Origin of the sequence: Microbacterium sp. 1262 (assembly GCF_040544895.1) — a bacterium.
Lineage (GTDB): Bacteria > Actinomycetota > Actinomycetes > Actinomycetales > Microbacteriaceae > Microbacterium > Microbacterium plantarum.
This window is the reverse complement of sequence record NZ_JBEPKU010000001.1, coordinates 1923739-1945486: the sequence shown is the minus strand read 5'-3', so window position 1 is coordinate 1945486 and position 21748 is coordinate 1923739. Positions and strand designations below refer to the sequence as shown.

22 protein-coding genes are annotated in these 21748 nt (G+C 70.9%); 14 read left to right on the top strand and 8 right to left on the bottom strand.

The window, feature by feature from the left end; all coding sequences use genetic code 11:
* The first annotated feature begins 66 nt into the window (after positions 1–66).
* From ABIC53_RS09300 to ABIC53_RS09285, 4 genes are all read left to right on the top strand, one after another.
* On the top strand, positions 67–1530 hold the full coding sequence (locus ABIC53_RS09300) for an MFS transporter (protein WP_274178450.1): 1464 nt from the start codon (positions 67–69) through the stop codon (positions 1528–1530).
* Between the two features lie 62 nt (positions 1531–1592).
* Positions 1593–2741, top strand: a complete 1149-nt coding sequence (locus ABIC53_RS09295) for an exonuclease SbcCD subunit D (protein ID WP_274178451.1) — start codon at positions 1593–1595, stop codon at positions 2739–2741.
* Positions 2738–5743: an AAA family ATPase gene (locus ABIC53_RS09290; protein ID WP_354451236.1), complete on the top strand. Its 3006-nt coding sequence runs from the start codon at positions 2738–2740 to the stop codon at positions 5741–5743. The genes ABIC53_RS09295 and ABIC53_RS09290 overlap by 4 nt, the downstream gene beginning before the upstream one ends.
* 9 nt (positions 5744–5752) lie before the next feature.
* The gene (locus ABIC53_RS09285) at positions 5753–5935 is read left to right on the top strand and encodes a hypothetical protein (protein WP_023952247.1); all 183 of its coding nucleotides are present in this window, start codon (positions 5753–5755) and stop codon (positions 5933–5935) included.
* On the opposite strand, the gene ABIC53_RS09280 is transcribed toward ABIC53_RS09285, so the two are convergent.
* Both ABIC53_RS09280 and ABIC53_RS09275 read right to left on the bottom strand, forming a co-directional pair.
* The gene (locus ABIC53_RS09280; protein WP_354451234.1) at positions 5923–6489 is read right to left on the bottom strand and encodes a phosphorylase family protein; all 567 of its coding nucleotides are present in this window, start codon (positions 6487–6489) and stop codon (positions 5923–5925) included. The two genes, ABIC53_RS09285 and ABIC53_RS09280, sit on opposite strands and share 13 nt — an antisense overlap.
* Positions 6486–6617 carry a hypothetical protein gene (locus tag ABIC53_RS09275; RefSeq protein ID WP_258524632.1) on the bottom strand — a complete coding sequence of 44 codons (132 nt, stop codon included), beginning with the start codon at positions 6615–6617 and terminating at the stop codon, positions 6486–6488. Before ABIC53_RS09275 ends, ABIC53_RS09280 begins: the two co-directional genes overlap by 4 nt.
* 143 nt (positions 6618–6760) lie before the next feature.
* Between ABIC53_RS09275 and ABIC53_RS09270 the strand changes: the two genes are divergently transcribed.
* On the top strand, positions 6761–7342 hold the full coding sequence (locus tag ABIC53_RS09270; RefSeq protein WP_282502134.1) for a hypothetical protein: 582 nt from the start codon (positions 6761–6763) through the stop codon (positions 7340–7342).
* A 24-nt stretch (positions 7343–7366) separates the two neighbouring features.
* On the opposite strand, the gene ABIC53_RS09265 is transcribed toward ABIC53_RS09270, so the two are convergent.
* Positions 7367–9436, bottom strand: coding sequence for an NAD(+) synthase (locus ABIC53_RS09265; protein WP_274178454.1), 2070 nt, complete (start codon positions 9434–9436; stop codon positions 7367–7369).
* Between the two features lie 70 nt (positions 9437–9506).
* On the opposite strand from ABIC53_RS09265, the gene ABIC53_RS09260 reads away from it, so the two are divergent.
* The gene (locus ABIC53_RS09260) at positions 9507–13025 is read left to right on the top strand and encodes a TM0106 family RecB-like putative nuclease (protein ID WP_354451231.1); all 3519 of its coding nucleotides are present in this window, start codon (positions 9507–9509) and stop codon (positions 13023–13025) included.
* Positions 13026–13140: 115 nt separating this feature from the next.
* Here the strand turns inward: ABIC53_RS09260 and upp are convergent, their stop codons facing one another.
* Positions 13141–13776, bottom strand: coding sequence for a uracil phosphoribosyltransferase (upp, locus tag ABIC53_RS09255; protein ID WP_023952235.1), 636 nt, complete (start codon positions 13774–13776; stop codon positions 13141–13143).
* Positions 13777–13863: 87 nt separating this feature from the next.
* Between upp and ABIC53_RS09250 the strand changes: the two genes are divergently transcribed.
* Complete coding sequence (locus ABIC53_RS09250; protein WP_274178546.1) at positions 13864–14295, top strand: nucleoside deaminase; 432 nt, start codon at positions 13864–13866, stop codon at positions 14293–14295.
* A gap of 9 nt (positions 14296–14304) precedes the next feature.
* On the opposite strand, the gene ABIC53_RS09245 is transcribed toward ABIC53_RS09250, so the two are convergent.
* Positions 14305–15423 (bottom strand): alpha/beta fold hydrolase, encoded by a 1119-nt coding sequence (locus tag ABIC53_RS09245; protein WP_274178456.1) that lies wholly within the window; start codon positions 15421–15423, stop codon positions 14305–14307.
* A 114-nt stretch (positions 15424–15537) separates the two neighbouring features.
* Between ABIC53_RS09245 and proC the strand changes: the two genes are divergently transcribed.
* Entirely contained in the window at positions 15538–16380 is an 843-nt protein-coding gene (proC, locus tag ABIC53_RS09240) for a pyrroline-5-carboxylate reductase (protein ID WP_274178457.1), read from the top strand.
* A gap of 37 nt (positions 16381–16417) precedes the next feature.
* Here proC and ABIC53_RS09235 read toward each other — a convergent pair whose 3' ends face one another.
* Positions 16418–17089: a potassium channel family protein gene (locus tag ABIC53_RS09235; RefSeq protein WP_023952231.1), complete on the bottom strand. Its 672-nt coding sequence runs from the start codon at positions 17087–17089 to the stop codon at positions 16418–16420.
* Positions 17082–18524 carry a TrkH family potassium uptake protein gene (locus ABIC53_RS09230; protein WP_112616695.1) on the bottom strand — a complete coding sequence of 481 codons (1443 nt, stop codon included), beginning with the start codon at positions 18522–18524 and terminating at the stop codon, positions 17082–17084. The genes ABIC53_RS09235 and ABIC53_RS09230 overlap by 8 nt, the downstream gene beginning before the upstream one ends.
* Before the next feature lie 100 nt (positions 18525–18624).
* On the opposite strand from ABIC53_RS09230, the gene ABIC53_RS09225 reads away from it, so the two are divergent.
* From ABIC53_RS09225 to ABIC53_RS09200, 6 genes are all read left to right on the top strand, one after another.
* Positions 18625–19032: an ArsR/SmtB family transcription factor gene (locus tag ABIC53_RS09225; RefSeq protein ID WP_023952229.1), complete on the top strand. Its 408-nt coding sequence runs from the start codon at positions 18625–18627 to the stop codon at positions 19030–19032.
* 100 nt (positions 19033–19132) lie between these two features.
* Entirely contained in the window at positions 19133–19324 is a 192-nt protein-coding gene (locus ABIC53_RS09220; protein ID WP_094262527.1) for a helix-turn-helix domain-containing protein, read from the top strand.
* 83 nt (positions 19325–19407) lie between these two features.
* A complete protein-coding gene (locus ABIC53_RS09215; protein WP_003792170.1) occupies positions 19408–19506 on the top strand; it encodes a 30S ribosomal protein bS22 in 99 nt (32 codons plus the stop codon).
* A gap of 114 nt (positions 19507–19620) precedes the next feature.
* Complete coding sequence (locus ABIC53_RS09210) at positions 19621–19914, top strand: rhodanese-like domain-containing protein (RefSeq protein ID WP_269267353.1); 294 nt, start codon at positions 19621–19623, stop codon at positions 19912–19914.
* A gap of 16 nt (positions 19915–19930) precedes the next feature.
* On the top strand, positions 19931–20209 hold the full coding sequence (locus tag ABIC53_RS09205) for a glutaredoxin family protein (protein WP_274178459.1): 279 nt from the start codon (positions 19931–19933) through the stop codon (positions 20207–20209).
* Positions 20206–20508 (top strand): Dabb family protein, encoded by a 303-nt coding sequence (locus tag ABIC53_RS09200; protein ID WP_112616703.1) that lies wholly within the window; start codon positions 20206–20208, stop codon positions 20506–20508. Before ABIC53_RS09205 ends, ABIC53_RS09200 begins: the two co-directional genes overlap by 4 nt.
* A gap of 36 nt (positions 20509–20544) precedes the next feature.
* On the opposite strand, the gene ABIC53_RS09195 is transcribed toward ABIC53_RS09200, so the two are convergent.
* Positions 20545–21723 (bottom strand): mechanosensitive ion channel family protein, encoded by a 1179-nt coding sequence (locus ABIC53_RS09195; protein ID WP_354451225.1) that lies wholly within the window; start codon positions 21721–21723, stop codon positions 20545–20547.
* Positions 21724–21748 lie beyond the last annotated feature (25 nt).

The window sequence follows — 21748 nt, the reverse complement described above, 5'->3', positions numbered from 1 at the left end:
ACGACGCTCGGCCCGAGAGTGCAAGGGCGGGCCTGCCGCGCTCATGCGGGCATACCCTGACCCACGATGAGTGACACGGCGAGCATCCCGCTGTCGGTGCACCAGCGGTGGCGGGCCTTCTGGGTCTGCGTGGCCGTCGCGGCGCTGACGATCCTCGACCTGACGAAGGTCAACGTCGCGCTGCCCTCGATCGAGCAGGCGTTCGGTGCGGGCTCGACCGAGCTCCAGCTCATCGTGTCGGGTTACGTCCTCACCTTCGGGCTCACGCTCGTTCCCGCCGGACGTATCGGCGACCAGCGCTCGCGACGCGCGCTGTTCGTGATCGGACTCTCGCTGTTCACCGTGACGAGTATCGCGTGCGCGCTCGCTCCGAACACGGAGGTGCTTTTGGCCGCACGGCTGGTGCAGGGCGTCGCCGCCGGCATCCAGATGCCGCAGGTGATCGGACTGGCCCAGGAGATGTTCCAGGGGGCCGAGCGCGGCAAGGCATTCGGGCTGTTCGGTGCCACGATCGGCATCTCGACGGCCTTCGGCCCCACGCTCGGAGGCCTCATGATCGCGCTGGGCGGCGCCGACGACGGCTGGCGCTACATCTTCTGGATGAACGTCCCGCTGACCCTCGCCGTACTCGCCGGGGTCGTCTGGCTCCTTCCGAAGACGCGCGAATCCCGGCCGGCGCGGCTGCAGCTGGATCCCGTCGGTCTCCTGCTCTTCGCGTTCGTCGTCATCGCCCTCATGGTGCCCTTCCTCCTCACGACCGGTGCGCCGGGCGATGATCCGCAGCGCTGGTGGTCGCTCGTCGCCTTCGGCGTCTTCGCCGCCCTCTTCGTGTGGTGGGAGCGACGCTATGCAGCATCCGGCAAGCATCCGCTCATTCCGCTGCAGCTCTTCGCCATCTCGTCGTACCGCAACGGCACTCTCATCCAGGCGGTCTATTTCATGGCGCTGCCGGCGATGTTCCTGTTGACGACCCTCTTCCTGCAGCTGGGCGTCGGCCTCGAGCCCGTCTTCGCGGGGATGGTCTCGATCGGATTCGCCGTCGCGAGCGCCGCGGCCTCGTATGTCGGCGGCCGGATCGTGACGCGCGTCGGGCGCCCGCTCGTCGTCGGCGGCCTCGTCATCATGCTCTCGGCCGTGGTCGCTCTCGCCCTCGTCGCGTACTTCGTGCCGCCCGGGATCGTGGAGTTCGCGATGGCGGGAGTCCTGACCGTGGGGGGCTTCGGCGGTGGCCTCGTCATCTCGCCGAACCAGACCCTCACCCTCGCCGACATACCCGTGAAGCAGGGCGGTCTCGCAGGCTCGGTCGGTCAGCTCGTGCAGCGGATCGGAACCGCCGTCGGAACCGCCGTCGCGCTGTCGCTGTTCTACTCGACGGTGAACCGGCTCGGCGGCGGGTCGACACCGCGGATCGATGTCTACCACGACGCCTATGCGCTGGGGATGGTCTCGGTGGGCCTGTTCCTCGCGCTCGCGCTCGTGCTCGGCGTCGCCGACCTTTCCTCGCGGCGCAGGCGAGCCCGTCAGGCCTGAGTCTGGCTGCTTCCCCGCGGGGCACCCCGGCGATGTCCGAGCCTGCTCCTACCCTGGTCGGCATGCGGATCCTCCACACCTCCGACTGGCACATCGGGCGGACCTTCCACGGTCATTCGACGCTCGATGCGCTTCGCGGCGTGCTCGAGGAGCTCACGGCTCAGGTCCGCGAGCACGAGGTCGACGTCGTCGTCGTGGCGGGCGACGTGTTCGACTCGGCCGCGCCGGCGGCGGGCTGCTACGCCCTCCTCTCCGACACGCTGCAAGGTATCGCCGACACCGGCGCGCGCCTCATCGTCACGAGCGGCAACCATGATTCGGCCGCGCGCCTGGGCTTTCAGGCGGGCCTGCTGCGCGAGGGCATCCACGTCCTCACCGACCCGGCCGCGGTGGGCACTCCGATCACGATCACGGATGCCGACGGGCCCGTGCACTTCTACGGCATCCCGTACCTCGAGCCGGCACTGCTGCGACACCTGTGGCCCGAGGCGCGGTCGCAGGCGGCCGTGATCGATCGCGCGATGGGGCTCGTGCGCGACGACCTGGCGATGCGGGGCGGGCGGTCCGTCGCGATCGCCCACTGCTTCGCCGCGGGTGTCGAGCCGACGCCGCACCTCGAGCGAGACATCCAGCAGGGCGGTCTCGACGTCGTGCCGCTGTCTGCTTTCGCGGGCGTCGACTACATGGCGCTGGGGCACATCCACGGACGCCAGCAGCTCGCCCCCGCCGTCCGCTACGCGGGTGCGCCGCTCCACTACAGCTTCGGCGAGGGTGAGAAGCCCCGGGGCTCGTGGCTGGTCGATCTCGACGCCGACGGCTTCGCGGATGCGCGGTGGCTCGAGCTGCCGGTCCCGCGTCGGGTGGTCACCCTCCGCGGGCCGCTGGCCGACGTTCTCGCCGATCCCGCGCACGAGCAGCACGCCGATGCGTGGGTCTGCGTCGAGTACACCGACACGCTGCCCGAGCGCGATCCGATGCGTCGTCTGCAGGAACGCTTCCCGTTCTGCGCGAAGGTGGTGCACGCCCCGGCGGATGCCGCGCCGAGCGACGCGCGCACCTACGTCGACCGCGTGCGCGCCGCGCGCAGCGACGCCGAGCTCGTCGAAGCGTTCCTCGTGCACGTCCGAGAGGGGGCTGGGGCCGACGAGCGCGAGCGCGAGCTGCTGGCCGACGTCCTCGACGAGCGGATCCGCGTGGAGGCGATGGCGTGAAGCTCCATCGCCTGGAGCTGACCGGCTTCGGTCCGTTCCGCGAGAAGCAGACCGTCGACTTCGACGCCTTCGATCGCGACGGCGTCTTCCTCATCTCGGGGCGGACCGGCGCGGGCAAGTCGAGCATCCTCGACGGGGTGAGCTTCGCGCTCTACGGCTCGGTGCCGCGTTACGACAACGGTGAGCGGCGTCTTCGCAGCGACCACAGCTTCCTGGGCGACCCCACCGAGGTGCGGCTGGAGTTCACCGTCGGCGGGCAGCGCTGGCGCGTGACCCGAGCGCCGGAGTACGAGCGGCCCGCGAAGCGCGGCGACAAGCTCACGACCGAGATCGCGCGCGCCGAGCTCGAGCAGCACGTCGACGGTGAGTGGGTGGGCCGGGCGGCGAAACCCCGCGAGGTCGCCCTGCTGCTCGACGAGGTGCTGGGGCTGAACGCGCAGCAGTTCCAGCAGGTGATCCTGCTGGCGCAGAACAAGTTCTCGCGATTCCTCCTCGCCCGCAACGACGAGCGGCAGCAGCTGCTGCGCACCCTGTTCGGCACGAAGCGGTTCGAGCAGTACAAGGACGACCTCGAGGAGCGTCGCCGCGCCGCGCAGCGCGAGCTCGACGCCGCCGGTGATCAGGTGCGGACGCTTCTCGAGCTGGCCGAGGCCGCGATGACGCAGCAGAGCAGCGCCATCGGCGACGACGGCGCGACGGACGAGGCGGCGCCGCTCGACCTCGCCGGTCGACGCGATGTCGTCGAGCGAGCACACCGTCGCGCCGATTATCGCGTGGAGCAGGCCGACGAACTCCGCCAGCAGGCGGAGTCACGGCAGGCCGCTCTCGTGGCGGCGCATGCCGAGCTCGTCGAGCGGGTGCGGGTGCTCGATGACCTCGCCGCGGCGCGGCGACGTCTGGACGACCTCGACGCGGTCGCCGATGAGGTAGCTGCGGCTGAACGCCGACTCGAGCGTGCGCGCGCCGCCGAAGCGCTCCGCGCGACACTGGAGCAGGCCGACCGGTCGGGCGAAGCGGCGGGGCAGGCCCGCGCGATGGTGGAGCGGGCCGAGACGCGCTGGACCGCAGCGGGCGGAGCCGCCGACGACGACATCTCCGCTCTGGTCGAGACCCTGACCGGCGACATCGCGCGCTGGACCGACGCGCTCGCCCGTGAGCACGAGCTGACGGACGCCACCGACGCCCGAGACGCGACTGCGGCCGAGATCGCCCTCCTTCAAGAACAGGCGACGCTGCTCGACGAGCAGCATGCCCTTCTGCCCGCGGAGCGCGAACGCGTCGCGGCCGAGCTCGCGGCAGAGACGCTCGCGGCGGCGCGCGTCGACGAGCAGCGCGTGCGAGTGAGTGATCTCACCGCCCGGGCCGAGGCCGCCGACGACGCGGGACGCCTTGCTGGCAAGCTCGGCGAGGCCGAGGAGCGTTACCTGCGGGCGAGCGGTGACGCGGAGGCGGCAGCCGCCGCCGTCACCGACCTGCTGCGGCGACGGGTGGCCGGTCGCGCGGGAGAGCTCGCCGCCGAACTCACCGAGGGCGAGGCCTGCCCGGTCTGCGGGGCGCTCGATCACCCGCATCCCGCACCCCCGGCGGACGACGGTGTGACGGACGACGATCTGGCCGACGCGGAGTCGGCGCGGGATGCCGCCGCCGCCGAGGCCCGCGACGCGGGCGAGCGCGCCGCCCTGCTGCGCGCAGAGCTCGCCGCCGCGACAGCGCGCGCGGGCGCACGCGGGAGCGACGAGCTCGCGGACCTGCTCGCTCAGGCCCGGGACGAGCTGGCATCCTCCGAACGCGCCGCAGAGCGAGTCATCGCTCTCACCGAGAAGCGCGACGTGCTCGACCGTCTCGACGCGGAGGCCACCGAGGAACGCTCTCGCCTCGCGGCCGCCCTGGCCGATGCGCGCGAGCGCTCCGCCGTCGCGACGACGACGCTCGCGCGCCTGGAGAGGGAGGTGGCCGACGCGCGGGGTCCGTTCGCGACGGTCGCGGAGCGCATCGCGGCGGCGACCGAGCGGCGTGACCTCGCGCGCGCGGTGCTCGAGAGCCGGCGGGCGCTCGCCCACAGCGAGGCGACCGCGAGTGATGCGGCGAACGACCGGGCGCAGCGGATCGAAGCATCGGTGTTCGCGGACGTCGGCGAGGTGCGCGAGGCGCTGCTCCCTGAGAACGAGCGAACCGCCCTCACGCGGCGCGTCGCCGAGCACGCCGCGGACGTCGCGGCCACGCGCGCCCGCCTGCTCGAGCTCGAACTCGCCGCCGCGGGGCTGCCCGACGAGCGGCCCGATCTCGACGCTGCTGCGGAGGCGGTCGCCAGCGGAGACCGCGCGCGGAGTGCGGCGATCGCGGCGCACCGCGATGCCGTCAACGCCGCCGAGACGATGCGCGACCTCCTCCTGCGCATCGACGACGCGTTCGTCGCGGTGGCCGGTCTCGCCGAGCGGACGGCGACGGTGACCCGCCTCGCCGACACCGTCGCCGGCCGTGCGCCCAACACCCGGAAGATGGATCTCGAGACCTTCGTGCTCGCGGCCGAGCTCGAAGAGATCGTCGCGGCCGCCAATCTGCGCCTGCGCGACATGTCGTCGGGTCGCTACACCCTCCACCACAGCGACGCGCTGCAGGCCCGTGGCGCAGCATCCGGACTCGGGCTCGAGGTGCTCGACGCGCACACCGGCCGTCTCCGCTCGCCGCAATCGCTGTCGGGAGGAGAGACCTTCCTCGCCTCCCTCGCCCTCGCGCTCGGTCTCGCCGAGGTCGTCACCGGTCGTGCCGGCGGCATCCGTCTCGACACGCTCTTCGTCGATGAGGGCTTCGGGTCGCTCGATCCCGAGACCCTCGAGCTTGCGATGCGCACTCTCGACGAGCTGCGCGCGGGCGGCCGGACCGTCGGCGTCATCAGTCACGTCGAGGGCATGAAGGAGCAGCTCGCCGCACAGATCGTCGTCGAGGCGACGCGCGAGGGCCCGAGCATCATCCGGCAGGAGGCGCTCAGCGAGCGCGACTAGGCTGGCGTCGTGAGGACTTTCTGGACCGTCGTCGGAGTGATCGCCGCGATCTTCGTCGCGTGGGTGATCGTCGACATCGTGCTGCGCCTGGCCGTGTTCGCGGTCAAGCTCGGGCTCGTCGCGGTCGTCGCCCTCGTCGTGTTCCTGCTGCTACGCCGGCTGTTCGCACGCAGCAGCGATCAGACGCCGTAGTCGGCGCGGATCCGCGCGTACAAAGCCCGGCTGCACGCGGCCACGGCCTCATCCCACCCGGTCGTCGCGCCGTCCTGGGCATCATCCGACACCGCTTTGAGCACCCGGATGGGGATGCCGAAGCGCTGCGCGACCCAGATGTAGACGTACGTCTCCATGTCGACCAGCTGGGCGCCGAGTGACTGGATGAGGGCGACCGCCTCGGCATCGTCGACGAAGACGTCACCCGTCGCGATGCGCACCCCGGCGCCCCCGGCCTCGACGCGCTCGGGCATCGAGAGGTGTCGCCCGCGAACGCCGGCCAGATCGAACACGTCGTGCTGAACGGCGTCGCCGACCTCGTAGATGCCGGGTCCGAGAGCGCCGGCCACCGCCCCCGCCGTCCCGACGACGACGATCTCGTCGTACACGGTGCGATCGAGAGCGCGGGTCAGCTCATGCGCGGCGAGCAGCTTGCCCGGGCCGGTCAGCAGGATGTCGAACCCCGGGATGTCGGCGGGGAAGCCGGTCAGCTCGTCGCGGTGGGCGACGACCAGGAGGCGTCGCACGGTCATGCACCGCCCCGAGCGATGATGCCGAGGATGCCGGAGATCAGCAGGTAGGCGCCGATGCCGCCCACCACGACCCAGATCGCGATGCGGGCGGAGGACGGTCGCTTGTCGTCGCCGTTGTCGAGGCTCATCCCGCCAGCCTAGGCGAGGTCGCGTCGACCGGAAGCGCGAGCGGCCAGGAGGCCGGATTGACCCGGCGGCACACCCTGGTGCGGGCAGGCGTGATCGTTAGACTCGAACTGAGGTCAGACCATCCAGAGGCGGGAGCGACGACATGCAGACGGTACTTCTCGATACGCCCGCGGGCATCACGGCCCGGCTCGGCTGGGACCCGGCGATCACGGTGCACCACCGGCGGCGCATGATCGCGCGCGAGCTCGTCGCACAGGCGCTCGGCTGCGACGAGAAGGACGTGCGGATCGAACGCGAGGCGCCGCGCGGTTTCGGGTATCACACGCGCCTCGTCGCCTCACGCGACGGAGTCGAGGTGCCGCTGGCGATCACGACGGCCAGCTTCCGCGCGGCGACGGTCGTCGCGGTCAGCGACCCGGGACTGCCGCTCGGGATCGACATCCGCGACGCGCACCCCGAGCCGGCCGACCTGGCCCGGATGCGCAAGCATTCGCGGCTGTTCGCGGGCACCGACACACTCGACCTGGTCGACCACTGGGTTCACGTGCAGGCGGTGCTCGAGGCCGACGGTCGCGGTGTCCGCGTCGCGCCGGAGCAGGTCCGGCTCGACCCGGGCCGGCACCGCGGCTGGATCCCCGATCGCAACATGAAGTACACGCTCGTCGACATCTCGCGCGACGGGTGGCTCATCACCCTGGCCTCCGGCACCCTGCCGACAGCCTGACCCGGGTCCTCCCGGTCAGGCCGGTCAGTCGACGAGATCGGGCAGCGCCCGACGGAGTTCGGCGAGCCACGCCTCGGGGTTGCCGTCCGACGGCGCGCGCCAATCGCCTCGCGGCGACAGCGAGCCCGCCGCGGCGACCTTGGGCCCGTTCGGGATGGCGCTGCGCTTGAACTGCGCGAAGCCGAAGAACCGCTTGATGAACACCTGCAGCCACTGGGTGATCTCGGCGAGGTCATACGCGTACCGGCTGTCGCGGGGGAAGCCGACCGGCCAGTCGCCGGCATCCGCATCCGACCACGCGTGCTGAGCGAGGAAGGCGATCTTCGACGGGCGGAACCCGTAGCGCAGGACGTGGTGCAGCGCGAAGTCGTGCAGGGCGTAGGGCCCGATCGTCGATTCCGTGGACTGCACCTTGCCGTCTTCGCCGGCGGGCACGAGCTCGGGGCTGATCTCGGTGTCGAGGACCGACTGCAGCACGGCGACGGCCTCGTCGGACAGGTCGGTGCCCGTGCCCTCGCGATGCGCGATGACCCACCGGATGAGGTGCTGCATGAGGGTCTTCGGAACGCCGACGTTGACCGCGTAGTGGCTCATGTGGTCGCCGACGCCGTAGGTGGCCCAGCCGAGCGCGAGCTCCGAGAGGTCGGAGGTGCCGATGACGATGCCGTTCAGGCGGTTCGCGAGCCGGAACAGGAAGTCGGTCCGCACACCGGCCTGGACGTTCTCGAACGTCACGTCGTACACCGGCTCGCCGGAGGCGTAGGGGTGTCCGATGCCGCGCAGGAGTTCGTTCGCGGCGGGGCGGATGTCGATCGTCTCGATCGTCGCGCCGATCGCCTCGGCGAGGGCGACGGCGTTCGACTTCGTGTGGTCGCTCGTGGCGAAGCCGGGCATCGTGTAGGCGAGGATGTCGCTGCGCGGTCGCCCCATGCGGTCCATCGCGCGGGCGACGACGAGCAGCGCATGGGTGGAGTCGAGTCCGCCCGAGACGCCGATGACGGGGCGGGGGCCGCCGATCGCGCGCATCCGCTGCTCGAGTCCGGACACCTGGATGTTGAACGCCTCGTAGCAGTCCTGGTCGAGACGTGCCGGGTCGTCCGGGACGAACGGGAAGCGGTCGAGGGTGCGCCGCAGGCCGATGTCCTCGGCGGGCGGGTGCAGGAACGTCTCGACGGTGAGGAAGTCGGTCGCCGTCGTGCGGCGGTTGTCGTCGAAGGTGCCCTGCCGGTACCGGTCCTGGCGCACCCGGTCGAGGTCGACGTCGGCAACGCTGCGCCGCGGCCCGTCGGGGAAGCGCTCGGTCTCGGCGAGGAGCGAACCGCCCTCGTAGATCATGGTCTGGCCGTCCCACGAGACGTCGTTGGTCGATTCGCCGAGACCCGCCGCGGCGTAGGCGTAGACGGCGAGGCATCGCAGCGACTGCGACTGCACCAGCGTGCGGCGGTCGTCGGCCCGGCCGATCGTGATCGGCGAGCCCGAGAGGTTCACGAGCACCGTCGCTCCCGCGAGAGCCGCACGCGACGAGGGCGGCACCGGTACCCACATGTCCTCGCACACCTCGGCGTGCAGCACGAGCCCGGGCACGTCGCGGACGTCGAAGAGGAGGTTGGTCCCGAACACGGTCTCGTGCGAGCCGATGCGGATGCCTTCGCCGTCCCACTCCTCACCCGCGGCGTACCAGCGACGCTCGTAGAACTCGCGGTAGGTGGGCAGGTGGGCCTTCGGCGCGACACCGAGGATCTCGCCGCGATGAATGACGACGGCGCAGTTGTACAGGCGGCTGCGGTGGCGGAGCGGGGCACCGACCACCAGCACCGGCATGAGATCGACGGATGCTTCGACGATGCGCTCGATCGCCGCGTCGACGGCATCCAGCACGGCGTCCTGCAGCACGAGGTCCTCGATGGCGTACCCGGTGAGGCAGAGCTCGGGGAACACGGCGACCGCGACGGAGTCGGCGTCGCACGCGTGCGCCTCGGCGAGCACGGCCTCGGCGTTGGCGGCGGGATCGGCGATGGCCACCGGAATGGTGCAGGCGGCGATCCGCGCGAAGCCGTGGGCGTACGCGCTGGCGAAGGGGAGCGACTCGTTCACCCTCCTCAGTCTGGCACCGGCGTCGGCGGTGTCGCACCCCGCGGTTAGGGTCATTGAACGGAAGGGGATCATGCGATACATCGAGGACGAAGGCCGGGTCGTCTGGAGCGCGAGCGACCTCAAGGCCGCGGCCGAGTGCGAGTTCGCCTGGCTGCGCGCGATCGACGCCAAGCTCGGACGCGTCGCGGCGGTCGACGAGCCCGACGACCCGACGCTCGAGCGGGCCGGACGTCTCGGCGACCGGCACGAAGAGCGCCAGCTCGCGGCGTACCGCGCCGAGTTCGGTGACCGCGTGACCGAGATTCCCGAGACACGGTCATCGGATGCCGCGGGCCTGGCACAGGCTGTCGCGTTCACGCGCGAGGCCCTCGCATCGGACGCGCGAGTGATCTACCAGGCCGCGTTCTCCGACACCGACTTCGTCGGGTTCGCCGACTTCCTGCTGCGCGACGACGACGGCCGGTGGATCGTGCAGGACACCAAGCTCGCGCGTCACGCCCGCGTCACCGCGCTGATGCAGCTCGAGGCGTATGCCGTCCAGCTCGATCGCGAGGGCGCCCGCGTGGCCGATCACGTCGAGCTGCTGCTCGGCGACGGGACGGTGTCGCGGCACGCCCGGGCCGACATCGCGCCGGTGTTCGTCCTGCGTCGCGAGCGTCTGCGCTCGCTCATCGCCGATCGTGATGTCGCTACGGGCGCGGCAGGTGAGCCCATCGCGTGGGGCGACGACCGTGGCGACCTGCGGATCGCGGCCTGCGGACGCTGCGCGACCTGCGACCTCGAGGTCGTGGCCGCGCGAGATCTCCTGCTCGTCGCGGGGATGCGGCCGATCCAGCGCGAGCGTCTGCGGGCCGCCGGAGTCACCACGATCGACGAGCTCGCCGCGGCACGTGAAGCGCCCGCGCGGATGTCGTGGGACACGTTCACCGGGCTCCGCACCCAGGCGCGGCTGCAACTCGAGAGCCCGGCGGGAGGCGTCACGGCCGCGGTCGACGGCGACCCCGATAACTCCCCGAGCGCTGCGGCCCTGCCGACCTTCGAGGTCGTCTTCCCCCAGGCGCTCGGCGCGCTTCCCCGGCCCGATCTCGGCGACCTGTTCTTCGACTTCGAGGGCGACCCGCTCTACACCGAAGGGCCGGGTCGCCACTGGGGCATCGACTACTTGTTCGGGTGGGTCGACCTGCGCGAGCAGTACTCCGCGCTGTGGGCTCACACGTTCGACGAGGAGAAGGCGGCGTTCCAGACCTTCCTCGACTTCGTCGCCGTGCACCGCGCCGCGCACCCGGCGATGCACATCTACCACTACGCACCGTACGAGCCGACGCACCTTCTCGCGATGGCCGCGAGGTACGGCGTCGGCGAGGCCGAGGTCGACCGGCTGCTACGTGACGGCGTCTTCGTCGACCTGTACCCGATCGTCCGCCGCGCGTTGCGCGTGGGGTCGCGGTCGTACTCGATCAAGAAGCTCGAACCGTTGTACATGGGCGCCGAGGTCCGGACGAGCGATGTCCAGAAGGGCGACGACTCGATCGTCCGCTACGTCGAGGCGCGGGCACTCGCCGAGTCCGGTGACGCCGACGGAGCCGCTGCGATCCTCGCCGACCTCGCCGACTACAACCGTTACGACTGCGTCTCCACTCGGCGCCTGCGCGACTGGCTCGTCGATCGGGCGCGAGAAGCGCAGCTGCGGCCGTCGGCAGACGTCGAGCCCGAAGAGCGCGCCTACGAGCCGTCGCCGCGAGCGACCGCGCTCTCACGGCTCGCGGATGCCGCGGCCGCCGACGACCCCGCGGGCGTCGAAGCGCCGGCCGCGGTTGCACTCCGGCTCGGCGCGGCAGCGATCGACTATTACCCGCGCGAGGCGAAGTCGTTCTGGGCCACCCACTTCCTCCGTCTGCGCGAACCGCTCTCGATGTGGGAGGACACCCGTGATGTCGTCGCCGTCGCGGCGGAGCGCAGCCGCGTGCTCGAGGACTGGCATCGCCCCGAGGGCGCCCGGACCGACCGGCGCATCCTCGAGCTCCGCGGCGAGGTCGCGCCGGGCACGCGGCTGAGCGTCGATTCGTCCCCCTTCGCGATCTACGAGTCGCCCGCGCCGTTCCCGACCGAACCGCGGCCGCGCTTCATCCACGCCGACCGGCGCGTCCGGGTCGTCGAGGTCCTCGACGACGGCGCGATCGTCGAGGAGCTCGCTGCGGGGGCGTACATGTGGTCGGAGCTGCCGATCGCGCTGACCCCGGCAGCCCCGCCTCCCGCGGGCAGCCAGCAGGCGGCGATCGACACGTGGGCCGACGGCGTGATCGCCGCAGCGCCCGAGCTGCCCGCCGACCCCGCGACCGATCTCCTGCTGCGCCGGCCGCCGCGGACGCTTTCGGGCGGGTTGCCGAGCGATGGATCGGACCCGGTTGCCGATATCTCGCGCGCCATCGTCGACCTCGACCGCAGCTATCTCGCCGTCCAGGGCCCGCCGGGGACGGGCAAGACCTACGTCGGGTCGCACGTCGTCGCGCGTCTGGTCGGTGAACGCGGCTACCGCGTCGGTGTCGTCGCGCAGTCGCACGCCGTCGTCGAGAACATGCTCGATCGCATCGCGGCGGCGGGTGTGCCCCGCGAGAAGATCGCCAAGGCGGTGAAGGGCGAGCCGACCGGTGACGAGGCCTTCACCGTCATCCCGAAGAACGGCGTGGCGGACTTCACCGCGACCCGTCCGGATGGCTACGTCATCGGCGGCACAGCGTGGGACCTCACCCACGCGGGTCGCATCCCGCGCGGCAGCCTCGATCTGCTCGTGATCGACGAGGCAGGCCAGTTCTCGCTCGCCTCGACGATCGCGGTCTCGGTCGCGGCATCCCGCCTCCTCCTCCTGGGCGACCCGCAGCAGCTGCCGCAGGTCAGCCAGGGTACGCACCCCGAGCCGGTCGACACGTCGGCTCTCGGCTGGATCATGGACGGCGCGCACGTCATCCCCGCCGACCGCGGGTTCTTCCTGGCCGAGACCCGGCGGATGCGGCCGGAGGTCGCCGAACCGGTCTCCGTGCTGGCCTATGACGGACGTCTCGCCGCGCACGCGTCGACGGCCGATCGGCTGCTCGAGGGCGTGGCCCCGGGCGTCGTGCCGGTGCCCGTCCCGCATCGGCGCAACGCCACCGCCTCTCCCGAAGAGGCCGAGGTCGTCGTACGCCTGGTCGGCGATCTCCTCGGCCGCGCGTGGCTGCCCGACGCCGCGCTCGCACCGCGTCCGCTCGAACAGCGCGACATCATCGTGGTCACGCCGTACAACGCGCAGCAGGTGCTCGTAGAAGAAGCGCTCGCCGCAGCGGGCTACGCCGAGGTGCCGGTGGGAACGGTCGACCGCTTCCAGGGTCAGGAGGCGGCGGTGGCGATCGTGTCGCTCGCGGCATCCTCGGGTCGCGACGCACCGCGGGGACTGGAGTTCCTGCTGCTGCAGAACCGCCTCAACGTCGCCGTCTCACGTGCTCAGCACACGGCGTACATCGTCTACGGCACCGGCATCCTCGACGATCTGCCGCGCACGCCCGAGGGCGTCGCGCGGATGAGCGCGTTCGCTCGCCTCGTCGGGGCGGTCTGAAGCGCGCTGGTCGCTCTTATCGAGCGCACTTCCCACCGACAGGCGCAGCTTGAACTGCGCCTCATTCGCGGAGGTGCGCTCGATGCCCCGGGTGGGGTTCAGGTGCGGGCGCGGGTCAGTCGACGGTGCCGTAGAGGCGGTCGCCGGCGTCGCCGAGACCGGGCACGATGTAGCCACGCTCGTCGAGACGCTCGTCGAGCGAGCCGAGGACGAGGGTCACGTCGCGGTCGCCGACCTGCTTCTCGATCGCAGCAAGGCCCTCGGGAGCACCGAGGATGCAGATCGCGGTGACGTCCTGCGCGCCGCGCTTGAAGATGAAGTCGATTGCGGCCCCCAGCGACCCGCCCGTGGCGAGCATCGGGTCGAGCACGAAGCACTGGCGGTCGCTCAGGTCGTCGGGCAGGCGCTCCGCGTAGGTGGTCGGCTCGAACGTGACCTCGTTGCGTGCCATGCCCAGGAAGCCCACCTCGGCCGTGGGGAGGAGCTTGGTCATGCCTTCGAGCATGCCCAGCCCGGCCCGCAGGATCGGCACCACGAGGGGACGCGGCTTCGCGATCGCCAGACCGGTCGTCCGGGTCACCGGGGTCTCGATCTCCACCTGCTCGGTGCGGACGTTGCGCGTGGCCTCATACGCGAGCAGGGTGACGAGCTCTTCGGTGAGCTGGCGGAACACCGGCGACGTGGTGTTCTTGTCGCGCAGGACCGAGAGCTTATGGGTGATGAGGGGGTGGTCGGCGACGTGAACACGCATGTGATGATCCTACGCGGACGGCCCGTGTGTCCTCGGCTCTACGCTGGTGCGGTGACCCTCACGGCATCCGCTGGCGACATCCGCAGCATGGCGCGCGCCCTCGAGCTCGCAGAGGCGGCTGCGGCGGCCGGCGACATCCCCGTGGGCGCGGTCGTGACGGATGCCGCGGGCACGGTGATCGGCGAGGGCCGGAATCTCCGCGAGGAGACCGGCGACCCGACCGCTCATGCCGAGGTGGTCGCGCTGCGCGCGGCGGCGGTCGCGACCGGGTCGTGGAACCTGTCGGGGTGCACCCTCACCGTGACGCTCGAGCCCTGCATCATGTGCGCGGGCGCGATGCTCCAGGCGCACGTCTCACGACTCGTCTTCGGGGCGTGGGACGACAAAGCCGGAGCCGCCGGGTCGCAGTACGACCTCGTGCGCGACCGTCGGTTGCCCGTGCGGGCGGAGGTCGTCGCGGGCGTGCGCTCCGCGGAGTCGTCGGCGCTGCTGCGCACGTTCTTCGCGCAGCAACGATGACGGGTCCGGTCAGTCCCAGGAGCTGAGGATGATCGCCTCGGTCGGGGGCGCCGGCGAGATGGGCGTTCCCAGGTAGCCCATCGTCGACAGGATCGCGGTGCGCACCTTGCCCGGGCGCTCGAGGTGCACGGCGTGCCCGACGCCCTCGATGACCACCTCGGTCACCTGACCGCCCGCCTCGCGGTACCGTTCGAACACGGCACGGGTCTGCGCGACCATCTGCTGAGCCGGTGCGGCCTCCACGCCGGGCCAGCCGGGGATCGCGCCGATCTCGCCGAGGTGACCGCTGTCGGCGAACGAGCCGTCGGCGACGATGACGTCGGCGCCGCCCCGTACCCACAGGATCGGGGGAGCGTCGTAACCGGCCGCCAGGTCCACGATCGACGAGACGTCGAAGTGTCCCGGGGCGAGGGCGTTCTGAACGCCGAGCCGGCCCGCGGCGAAACCGGGCCAGTTCTCGCTCGGAACACTGTCGCCGGGGTAGTTGCCCTCGGCCGTCGAGGTCGTGAGCATCGCCTCGACCCACGTGTCCTCGTTGTCGGACTCGTAGTCGGGCGAGACGAACGACGTGCGGAAGAACGAACGGGCGGTGCCCTCGTCGTCGCCCGCGTCGCGAGCCGTGAGGCGGTCGACGAGGGCCGGGCTGACGGCGCCCGCGCCGCATCCGGCGTCATCGTCGGTCAGGCGCGTGCCGTCGAGTCGGGTACCGCCGAAGCCGTACGGCGACACGGGCGAGAGCAGGCTCAGCGAGAGCACCCGGTGATCGAGGGCGTACTGCATCGCGACCGCGGCACCCAGGCCCCAGCCCACGAGGTGCACGGCATCGAGGCCCAGAGCCTCGAGCGTCGCCCGCACGTCGTCCGAGAAGTCGCGGACGCCGCGGGTCGCGTCGACGGGAAGCCGTTCGGTGTCGCCGAAGCCACGGAGGTCGATGGCGATCGGGCGGACGTCGCTCGGCAGGTCTTCGATGATCTCGTGCCAGAACAGGCTCGACCCGGGAGCCGTGTGAAGCAGCACGAGCGTGCGGTCGGCCGGCGTCTCGGGGTCGTCTGCAGCGCGTTCGAGGATGTTCACCGCCAGGCGCGACGTCTCGATGGTGCGTGGCGTGATGCCGTCGAAGAGGGGCATGGCGGGATCCTTCGCTCTGCTCTGCGCGGCGAGCGCCTCCGCGCCCGCGGACGCTTCGACTCTACCTCGCGCCCGTTCCCTCCGCTGGGAAACGGCCGGACTTAAGATGGCCGCATGCCCGACCTCGTCGCCCTGCCCCCGATCGCCATCCTCGGAGCCGGTTCGATGGGGGGTGCGGTGCTGTCGGGGCTCGTGGCCTCGGGCGCCGCGGCCGGGGGAGTGACCGTCACCAACCGCACCGCCGAGAAGGCCGCCGCCCTCGCCGACCTGCCGGGAGTGACGAGCGTCGCGCTCGCCGACACTCCCACGGGCAACACGGATGCCGCCGCCGCGGCCGATGTGGTCCTGATCGGCGTCAAGCCCGCGATGGTGCCCGACCTGCTGCGCGAGATCGCGCCGGTGCTGCGCCCGGGGGTGGTGGTGGTGAGTCTCGCCGCGGGCGTCACGATCGACACCTTCGCCGGGATCCTGGGGTCGGATGTCGCAGTCATCCGGTCGATGCCCAACACCCCCGCCGTCGTCGGAAAGGCCGTCACCGGGCTGGCCGCCGGCCCCGCGGCATCCGACGATCACCGGGCGACCGTGCGTGCGCTGTTCGAGACGTGCGGCGTCGTCGTCGAGGTTCCGGAAGCGCAGATCGACGCCCTCTCGACGATCTCCGGCTCGGGCCCCGCCTACGTCTTCCTGCTGATCGAGGAGCTCACCCGCGCCGCGATCGACAAGGGCTTCGCCGAGCCCGAGGCGCGGGTGATGGCCGAGCAGACGTTCATCGGTGCGGCCGCCCTGCTGGACTCCTCGGGGGAGGACCCGGCGGAGCTGCGCCGACGCGTCACGAGCCCGAAGGGCACCACCGAGCGGGCGATCGCCGTGCTGCAGGAGGCCCGCCTCGACGACGTCTTCGCCCGCGCGACCGACGCGGCGCTGGCCCGCGCCCGCGAGCTCGCCGCCGGCGCCTGACCCCGGCACACCGCGACACCGCGGCGACCAAACCGGGTCAGCGGTCGAGGGAGGCGAAGCGCTCGATGTCGGAGTTGGTGCCCGAGACGATGATGAGGTCGTGGTTGGTCACGACGGTGTTGGCCTCGGCATAGCGGAACGGCTTGCCGGGGCTCTTCACACCGACGACCGTGACGCGGTACTTCGTCCGCACGCCCGACTCGTTGAGGCCGACGCCGCGGATGAACTTCGGCGGGTACATCTTCGCGAGCACGAAGTCGTCGTCGAAACGGATGAAGTCGAGCATGCGCCCGCTCACGAGGTGCGCGACGCGCTCGCCGGCCTCGCGCTCGGGGTACACGACGTGGTTGGCGCCGACGCGGGCGAGGATCTTGCCGTGCGACTGCGAGACCGCCTTCGCCCAGATCTGCGGGACCTTCAGGTCGACGAGGTTCGCGGTGATGAGGACCGACGCCTCGATCGACGAGCCGACGGCGACGACGGCGACCTGGAAGTCCTGCGCACCGATCTGCTTGAGCGCGTCGAGGTTGCGGGCGTCGGTCTGCACAGCGTGCGTGACGCGCTCCGACCACTTCTGGACGAGCTCGAGGTTGTCGTCGATCGCGAGCACCTCGCGGTCGAGGCGGTCGAGCTCTCCCGCGCAGGCGGCGCCGAAGCGCCCCAGCCCGATGACCAGGACGGGAGCGTCGCTTCGGATCTGCTCAACCAACGATCGGCCTTTCGACGGGCAGGGCGTACAACTGCGAACGGGATGCCGCGGCCACCGCTGCAGCGAGAGTCACTGTACCAACGCGGCCCATGAACATGACGAGGGCCATGACGTACACCGCGGGGTCGGGCAGTTCGGCCGTCAAGCCTGTCGACAGGCCGACGGTCGCGAACCCGGAGATGACGTCGAACAGCACCTCGTCGACGGGGGCCTTGGTGATCTGCGCGATCGTGACGGTGCCGATCGCGACGATCGTGGCGCTCCAGGCGACGACCGAGAGCGCGACGCGCTGTACGTCGCTGGGGATGCGGCGGCGGAACACCTGCACCGACGGGCGCCCCTTCGCCTCGGACCACACGGCGAGGGCGAGCACCGCGAGGGTGGTGACCTTGATGCCGCCCGCCGTCGAGGCCGAGCCGCCGCCGACGAACATGAGCATCGATCCGACGATGAGGGATGAGCCGTGCATCTCGCCGATGTCGATGATCGAGAAGCCGCCCGACCGGGTCATCGCCGAGATGAAGAACGCCTGGAACGTGGTGTCCCACGCCTCCATCGACCCGAAGGTCGCCGGATTGTCGTACTCGAGGAGCAGGAAGACTCCGGCGCCGGTGAAGAACAGGATGATCGTGGTGATGATCGTGAGCTTCGCGTGCAGCGACCACGCCCGCACGTGCCACTGGTGGCGCCAGAGCGTGAAGATCACCGGGAAGCCGATGGAGCCGAGGAACACCCCCGCCATGAGCACGGTGAGCATCACGTAGTCCTGGGCGAACGGCTGCAGGCCCTCGGCATTCGGTGAGAAGCCGGTGTTGGTGAAGGCCATCGCCGCGTAGTACGGGGCCTCCCACAGCGCGGTGAGCGGATCGACGCCGCCGAACAGCAGCGAGGGATACAGCAGGATCGCCAGCCCCGCCTCGATAACGAGCGTCGATAGCGCGACGGTCCGCAGCAGCAAGCCGACCTCGCCGAGGCGGACGGCCTGACCTTCGTTGACGGGACCGCCGTGCGCGCGCATCGGATTGCTGTCGCCGGCGGCGATGAGCTTCGCGCGCAGACCGAGGCGTTTGGAGATGACGAGGCCGAGGATCGACGCGAGGGTCAGCACGCCGAGCGCACCCACGTTGACGCCGATGTAGATCAGGACGTGACCGAACGGCGACCAGTGCGTGGCCATGTCGACGGTCGCGAGCCCCGCGACGCAGATCGTCGACACCGCGGTGAACAGTGCGTCGGCGAACGGGGTCGCCCGGCCCGATGCGGATGCCGCCGGCAGGGAGAACAGCGTCGTGAAGACGAGGATCAGCGTCGAGAAGATCAGCACCGCGAACCGAGACGGCGACGCGGTCGCCAGATCACGCCCGGCGTCCCAGGCGCTGCGCCCGAAACCACCGAGGCGGTGGAGGACGATCGCGCCGACGGACCTGTCCGCCATGCGTGTTCCTCCCCACGATCGCAGCTGCTGCTCCCGGCGCCGCAGTAGGTCGGTGCCGATGTCATGGTACTCGGGCGCGTGCGCCGACTAACCTGATGGCATGGCGGACATCTTCGACGTGATCGCCGACGGTACCCGTCGGGACATCCTGCGGCTCTTGCTCGATCGGGACTCCGATCCCCGCTCGTCCGGCACGAGCGTCTCGCAGATCGTCAGTGAGCTCGGGGTGAGCCAGCCGACGATCTCCAAGCATCTGAAGGTCCTCCGGGGTGCCGAGCTCGTCACGGTCCGAGAGGAAGGGCAGCACCGGTACTACAGCCTGTCGCCCGAGCCGCTCGACGTCGTCGACGACTGGCTCGTCCCTTTCCTGTCCTCCGAGGCCTACGACGCCGAGCCCGTCGCCGCCCTCCCCGAACAGGCCGTGGCTGCGGCCGAGCTCGTCGGCCGGGCCGCGGCATCCGCCAAGCACGCCGTCACGAGCGTGTTCGGCAAGCGCTCCGGTCGCTGACACGGCGGGATCCGTGCCCGGTCCGCAACACGTGTCACTCCGGTTTACACGCGTCGCGCCGCGCCCCTAGAGTGTTCGCATCCGGGGGAAAGGGATGACGATGGCCGAGCTGCCCGATGTGCGCTTCCTCACCGTTGCGGAGGTGGCCGAGATCATGCGGGTGTCGAAGATGACGGTGTATCGCCTCGTGCATTCCGGCGAGCTGCCGGCTGTCCGCTTCGGTCGGAGCTATCGCGTGCCCGAATCTGCCGTTCGCGACGCCGTGCAACGGCCGATCGCCGACGTCGGCTAGACTGATCCGAGGCATTTTTCGCGAGGTGCCTGTTCCCGGACGCAGACGAGATGCGTCCAGACCCTGACATAGTGAGGTTTTCCGTGGGTTCTGTCATCAAGAAGCGCCGCAAGCGCATGGCGAAGAAGAAGCACCGCAAGCTGCTTCGCAAGACTCGCCACCAGCGCCGCAACAAGAAGTAAGTCGCGGCGACGTCACTGAGCGCCCCATTCGGCTCCGGCCGAGGGGCGCTTCGTGCTTTCCAGATGCGGCCGCCCCACTGCGCCGCGGCCTAGGCTGGACGTGGAGGAACGAGCATGAAATCCATCACCATCGACGAGCTCCGCGCGGGCCGCGACATCCCCCTCATCGACGTCCGCGAGGATCACGAGTTCGCCGCGGGACGGGTCCCCGGCGCGATCAGCATCCCGATGTCGCAGCTCGGTGAGCGGATCGACGAGCTGCCCGACGGCGCCTTCGATGTCATCTGCCAGGCCGGCGGACGGTCGGCCCAGGTCGTCGCCGCCCTCGAGGCACGCGGCTACGACGCCACGAACGTCACCGGCGGCACGGGCGAGTGGGCCTCGCGCGGCTTCGAGCTCGAGCGCTGACAGCGGCGCGCCACCGATGTCCACGCTGACGCTCATCTCCAAGCCCGGCTGCCACCTCTGCGACGTCGCCCGCGAGATCGTCGACACCGTCGTGGCCGACCTGCCCGGTGAAGCGGACGTCGAGGTCGTCGAGAGGTCGATCTTCGACGACCCGGCGCTCTTCGAGCAGTGGTGGGAGAAGATCCCCGTCGTGCTGATCGACGACCGCCTCCACGCGCACTGGCGCGTGTCGGCCGACCGGCTGCGCGCCGCGCTGACCGACGAAACCCCGACCCCGACCGAGGAGTCCGCATGACCATTCGCCACGTCGTCGCCTGGAAGCTCGCCGCCGAAGACCCCGAGACCCGGGCCGAGCACGCCGCCGAGGTGGCGCGCCGCATCCAGGGTCTCGTCGGTGTCGTCCCGTCGATCCGTTCGCTGAGCATCGGGCCGAACGCGGCTTACGCCGACGTCAACGGCGACGTCGCCCTCGTCGCCGACTTCGACGATGTCGCCGGTCTCGAGGCGTACCAGGTGCACCCGGCTCACCAGGAGGTCGCCGCCTTCGTCCGCGGCGTCGTCGCGAGTCGCATCTCGGTCGACTTCGAGGTCTGAGCCACCCGGCCTCGACCGGCTCGCCCCGAGGGGGTCTCAGTCCCGCCGATCGCGCTCGGCGAGCTCGTCCGTCATGACCACCGGGATCGCGTTCGTGAACGTGCTCGCCCGTCGTTCGGCCTCGGCACTGCCGGTGAAGAGCCCGTCGTTGGTCGGGGTGGGGTCGTGCGTGATCGGGTGGTCGGTGTGGTGCCCCGGGGCCGTGGCATCCGACATGACGATCCGCTGAACCGGAACGGCCTGCGGCATCGTGCGCTGCACCCACGTGACCATCGCTTCGCGCACGAGGCAGCGGAGGTCGAACAGCGTGGGAGCGTCCTTCGCGGTGACCAGGATGCGCACGCGGACGTAGCCGGCGACGGCATCCGTCACCTGCAGCACCGACGTCCGGCGATCCCAGAGGTCGGTCTTCTCGAGCACGTCGTGCAGGTGCGCGCGCATCGCGGCGGGCGAGACGTTCCAGTCGAGATCCATCTCGACGGCCCCCAGCAGCTCGGAGCCGCGCCGCGTCCAGTTCTCGAACGGCGTCGTGGTGAAGTAGGTGCAGGGGAGGACGAGCCGGCGGTCATCCCACAGGTCGAGCACGACGTAGCTGAGTGTGATCTCTCCGACGCGGCCCCATTCGCCGTCGGCCACGACGACGTCGTCGACGCGCAGAGCGTCGCTGAAGACGATCTGCAGCCCCGCGAAGACGTTGGCGAGCACCGATTGGGCGGCCAGTCCCGCGACCACCGACGCGATACCCGCGGAGGCCAGGACGCTCGCCCCCACCGCCCGCACCGAGTCGAAGGTCAGGAGGGCCGCGCCGAGGCCGATCACAATGATGATCGCCACGGCCAGACGCCGCACGATGAGCATCTGCGTGCGGATACGGCGGGCGACGCGGTTGTCCGGCACATCGATGCGGTAACGGCCGAGCGCGATGTCGGTGACGACCAGCACGAGAGAGGCGAGCAGCCAGGCGCTCGCGGCGATGATGACGATCGTCAGCAGCTGGCTCAGGGCCGACCGCCAGAGCTCGTCGGGGAAGGCGGCCTGCACGGCGGCCCACAGGACGATGGCGACGAGCAGCGAACGGAACGGCGCGCGCGAGCGGCGGCCGAGCACCTCCGGCCAGCGTTGCCGTCGCGCGGCGATGCTCAGCGCCACATGAGCGACCACAGCGATCACCACGGCGACCGCGAGACCCACCAGCACCGCGATGGCGAACTCCATCCACCCGTCCCACATACGTCGTACT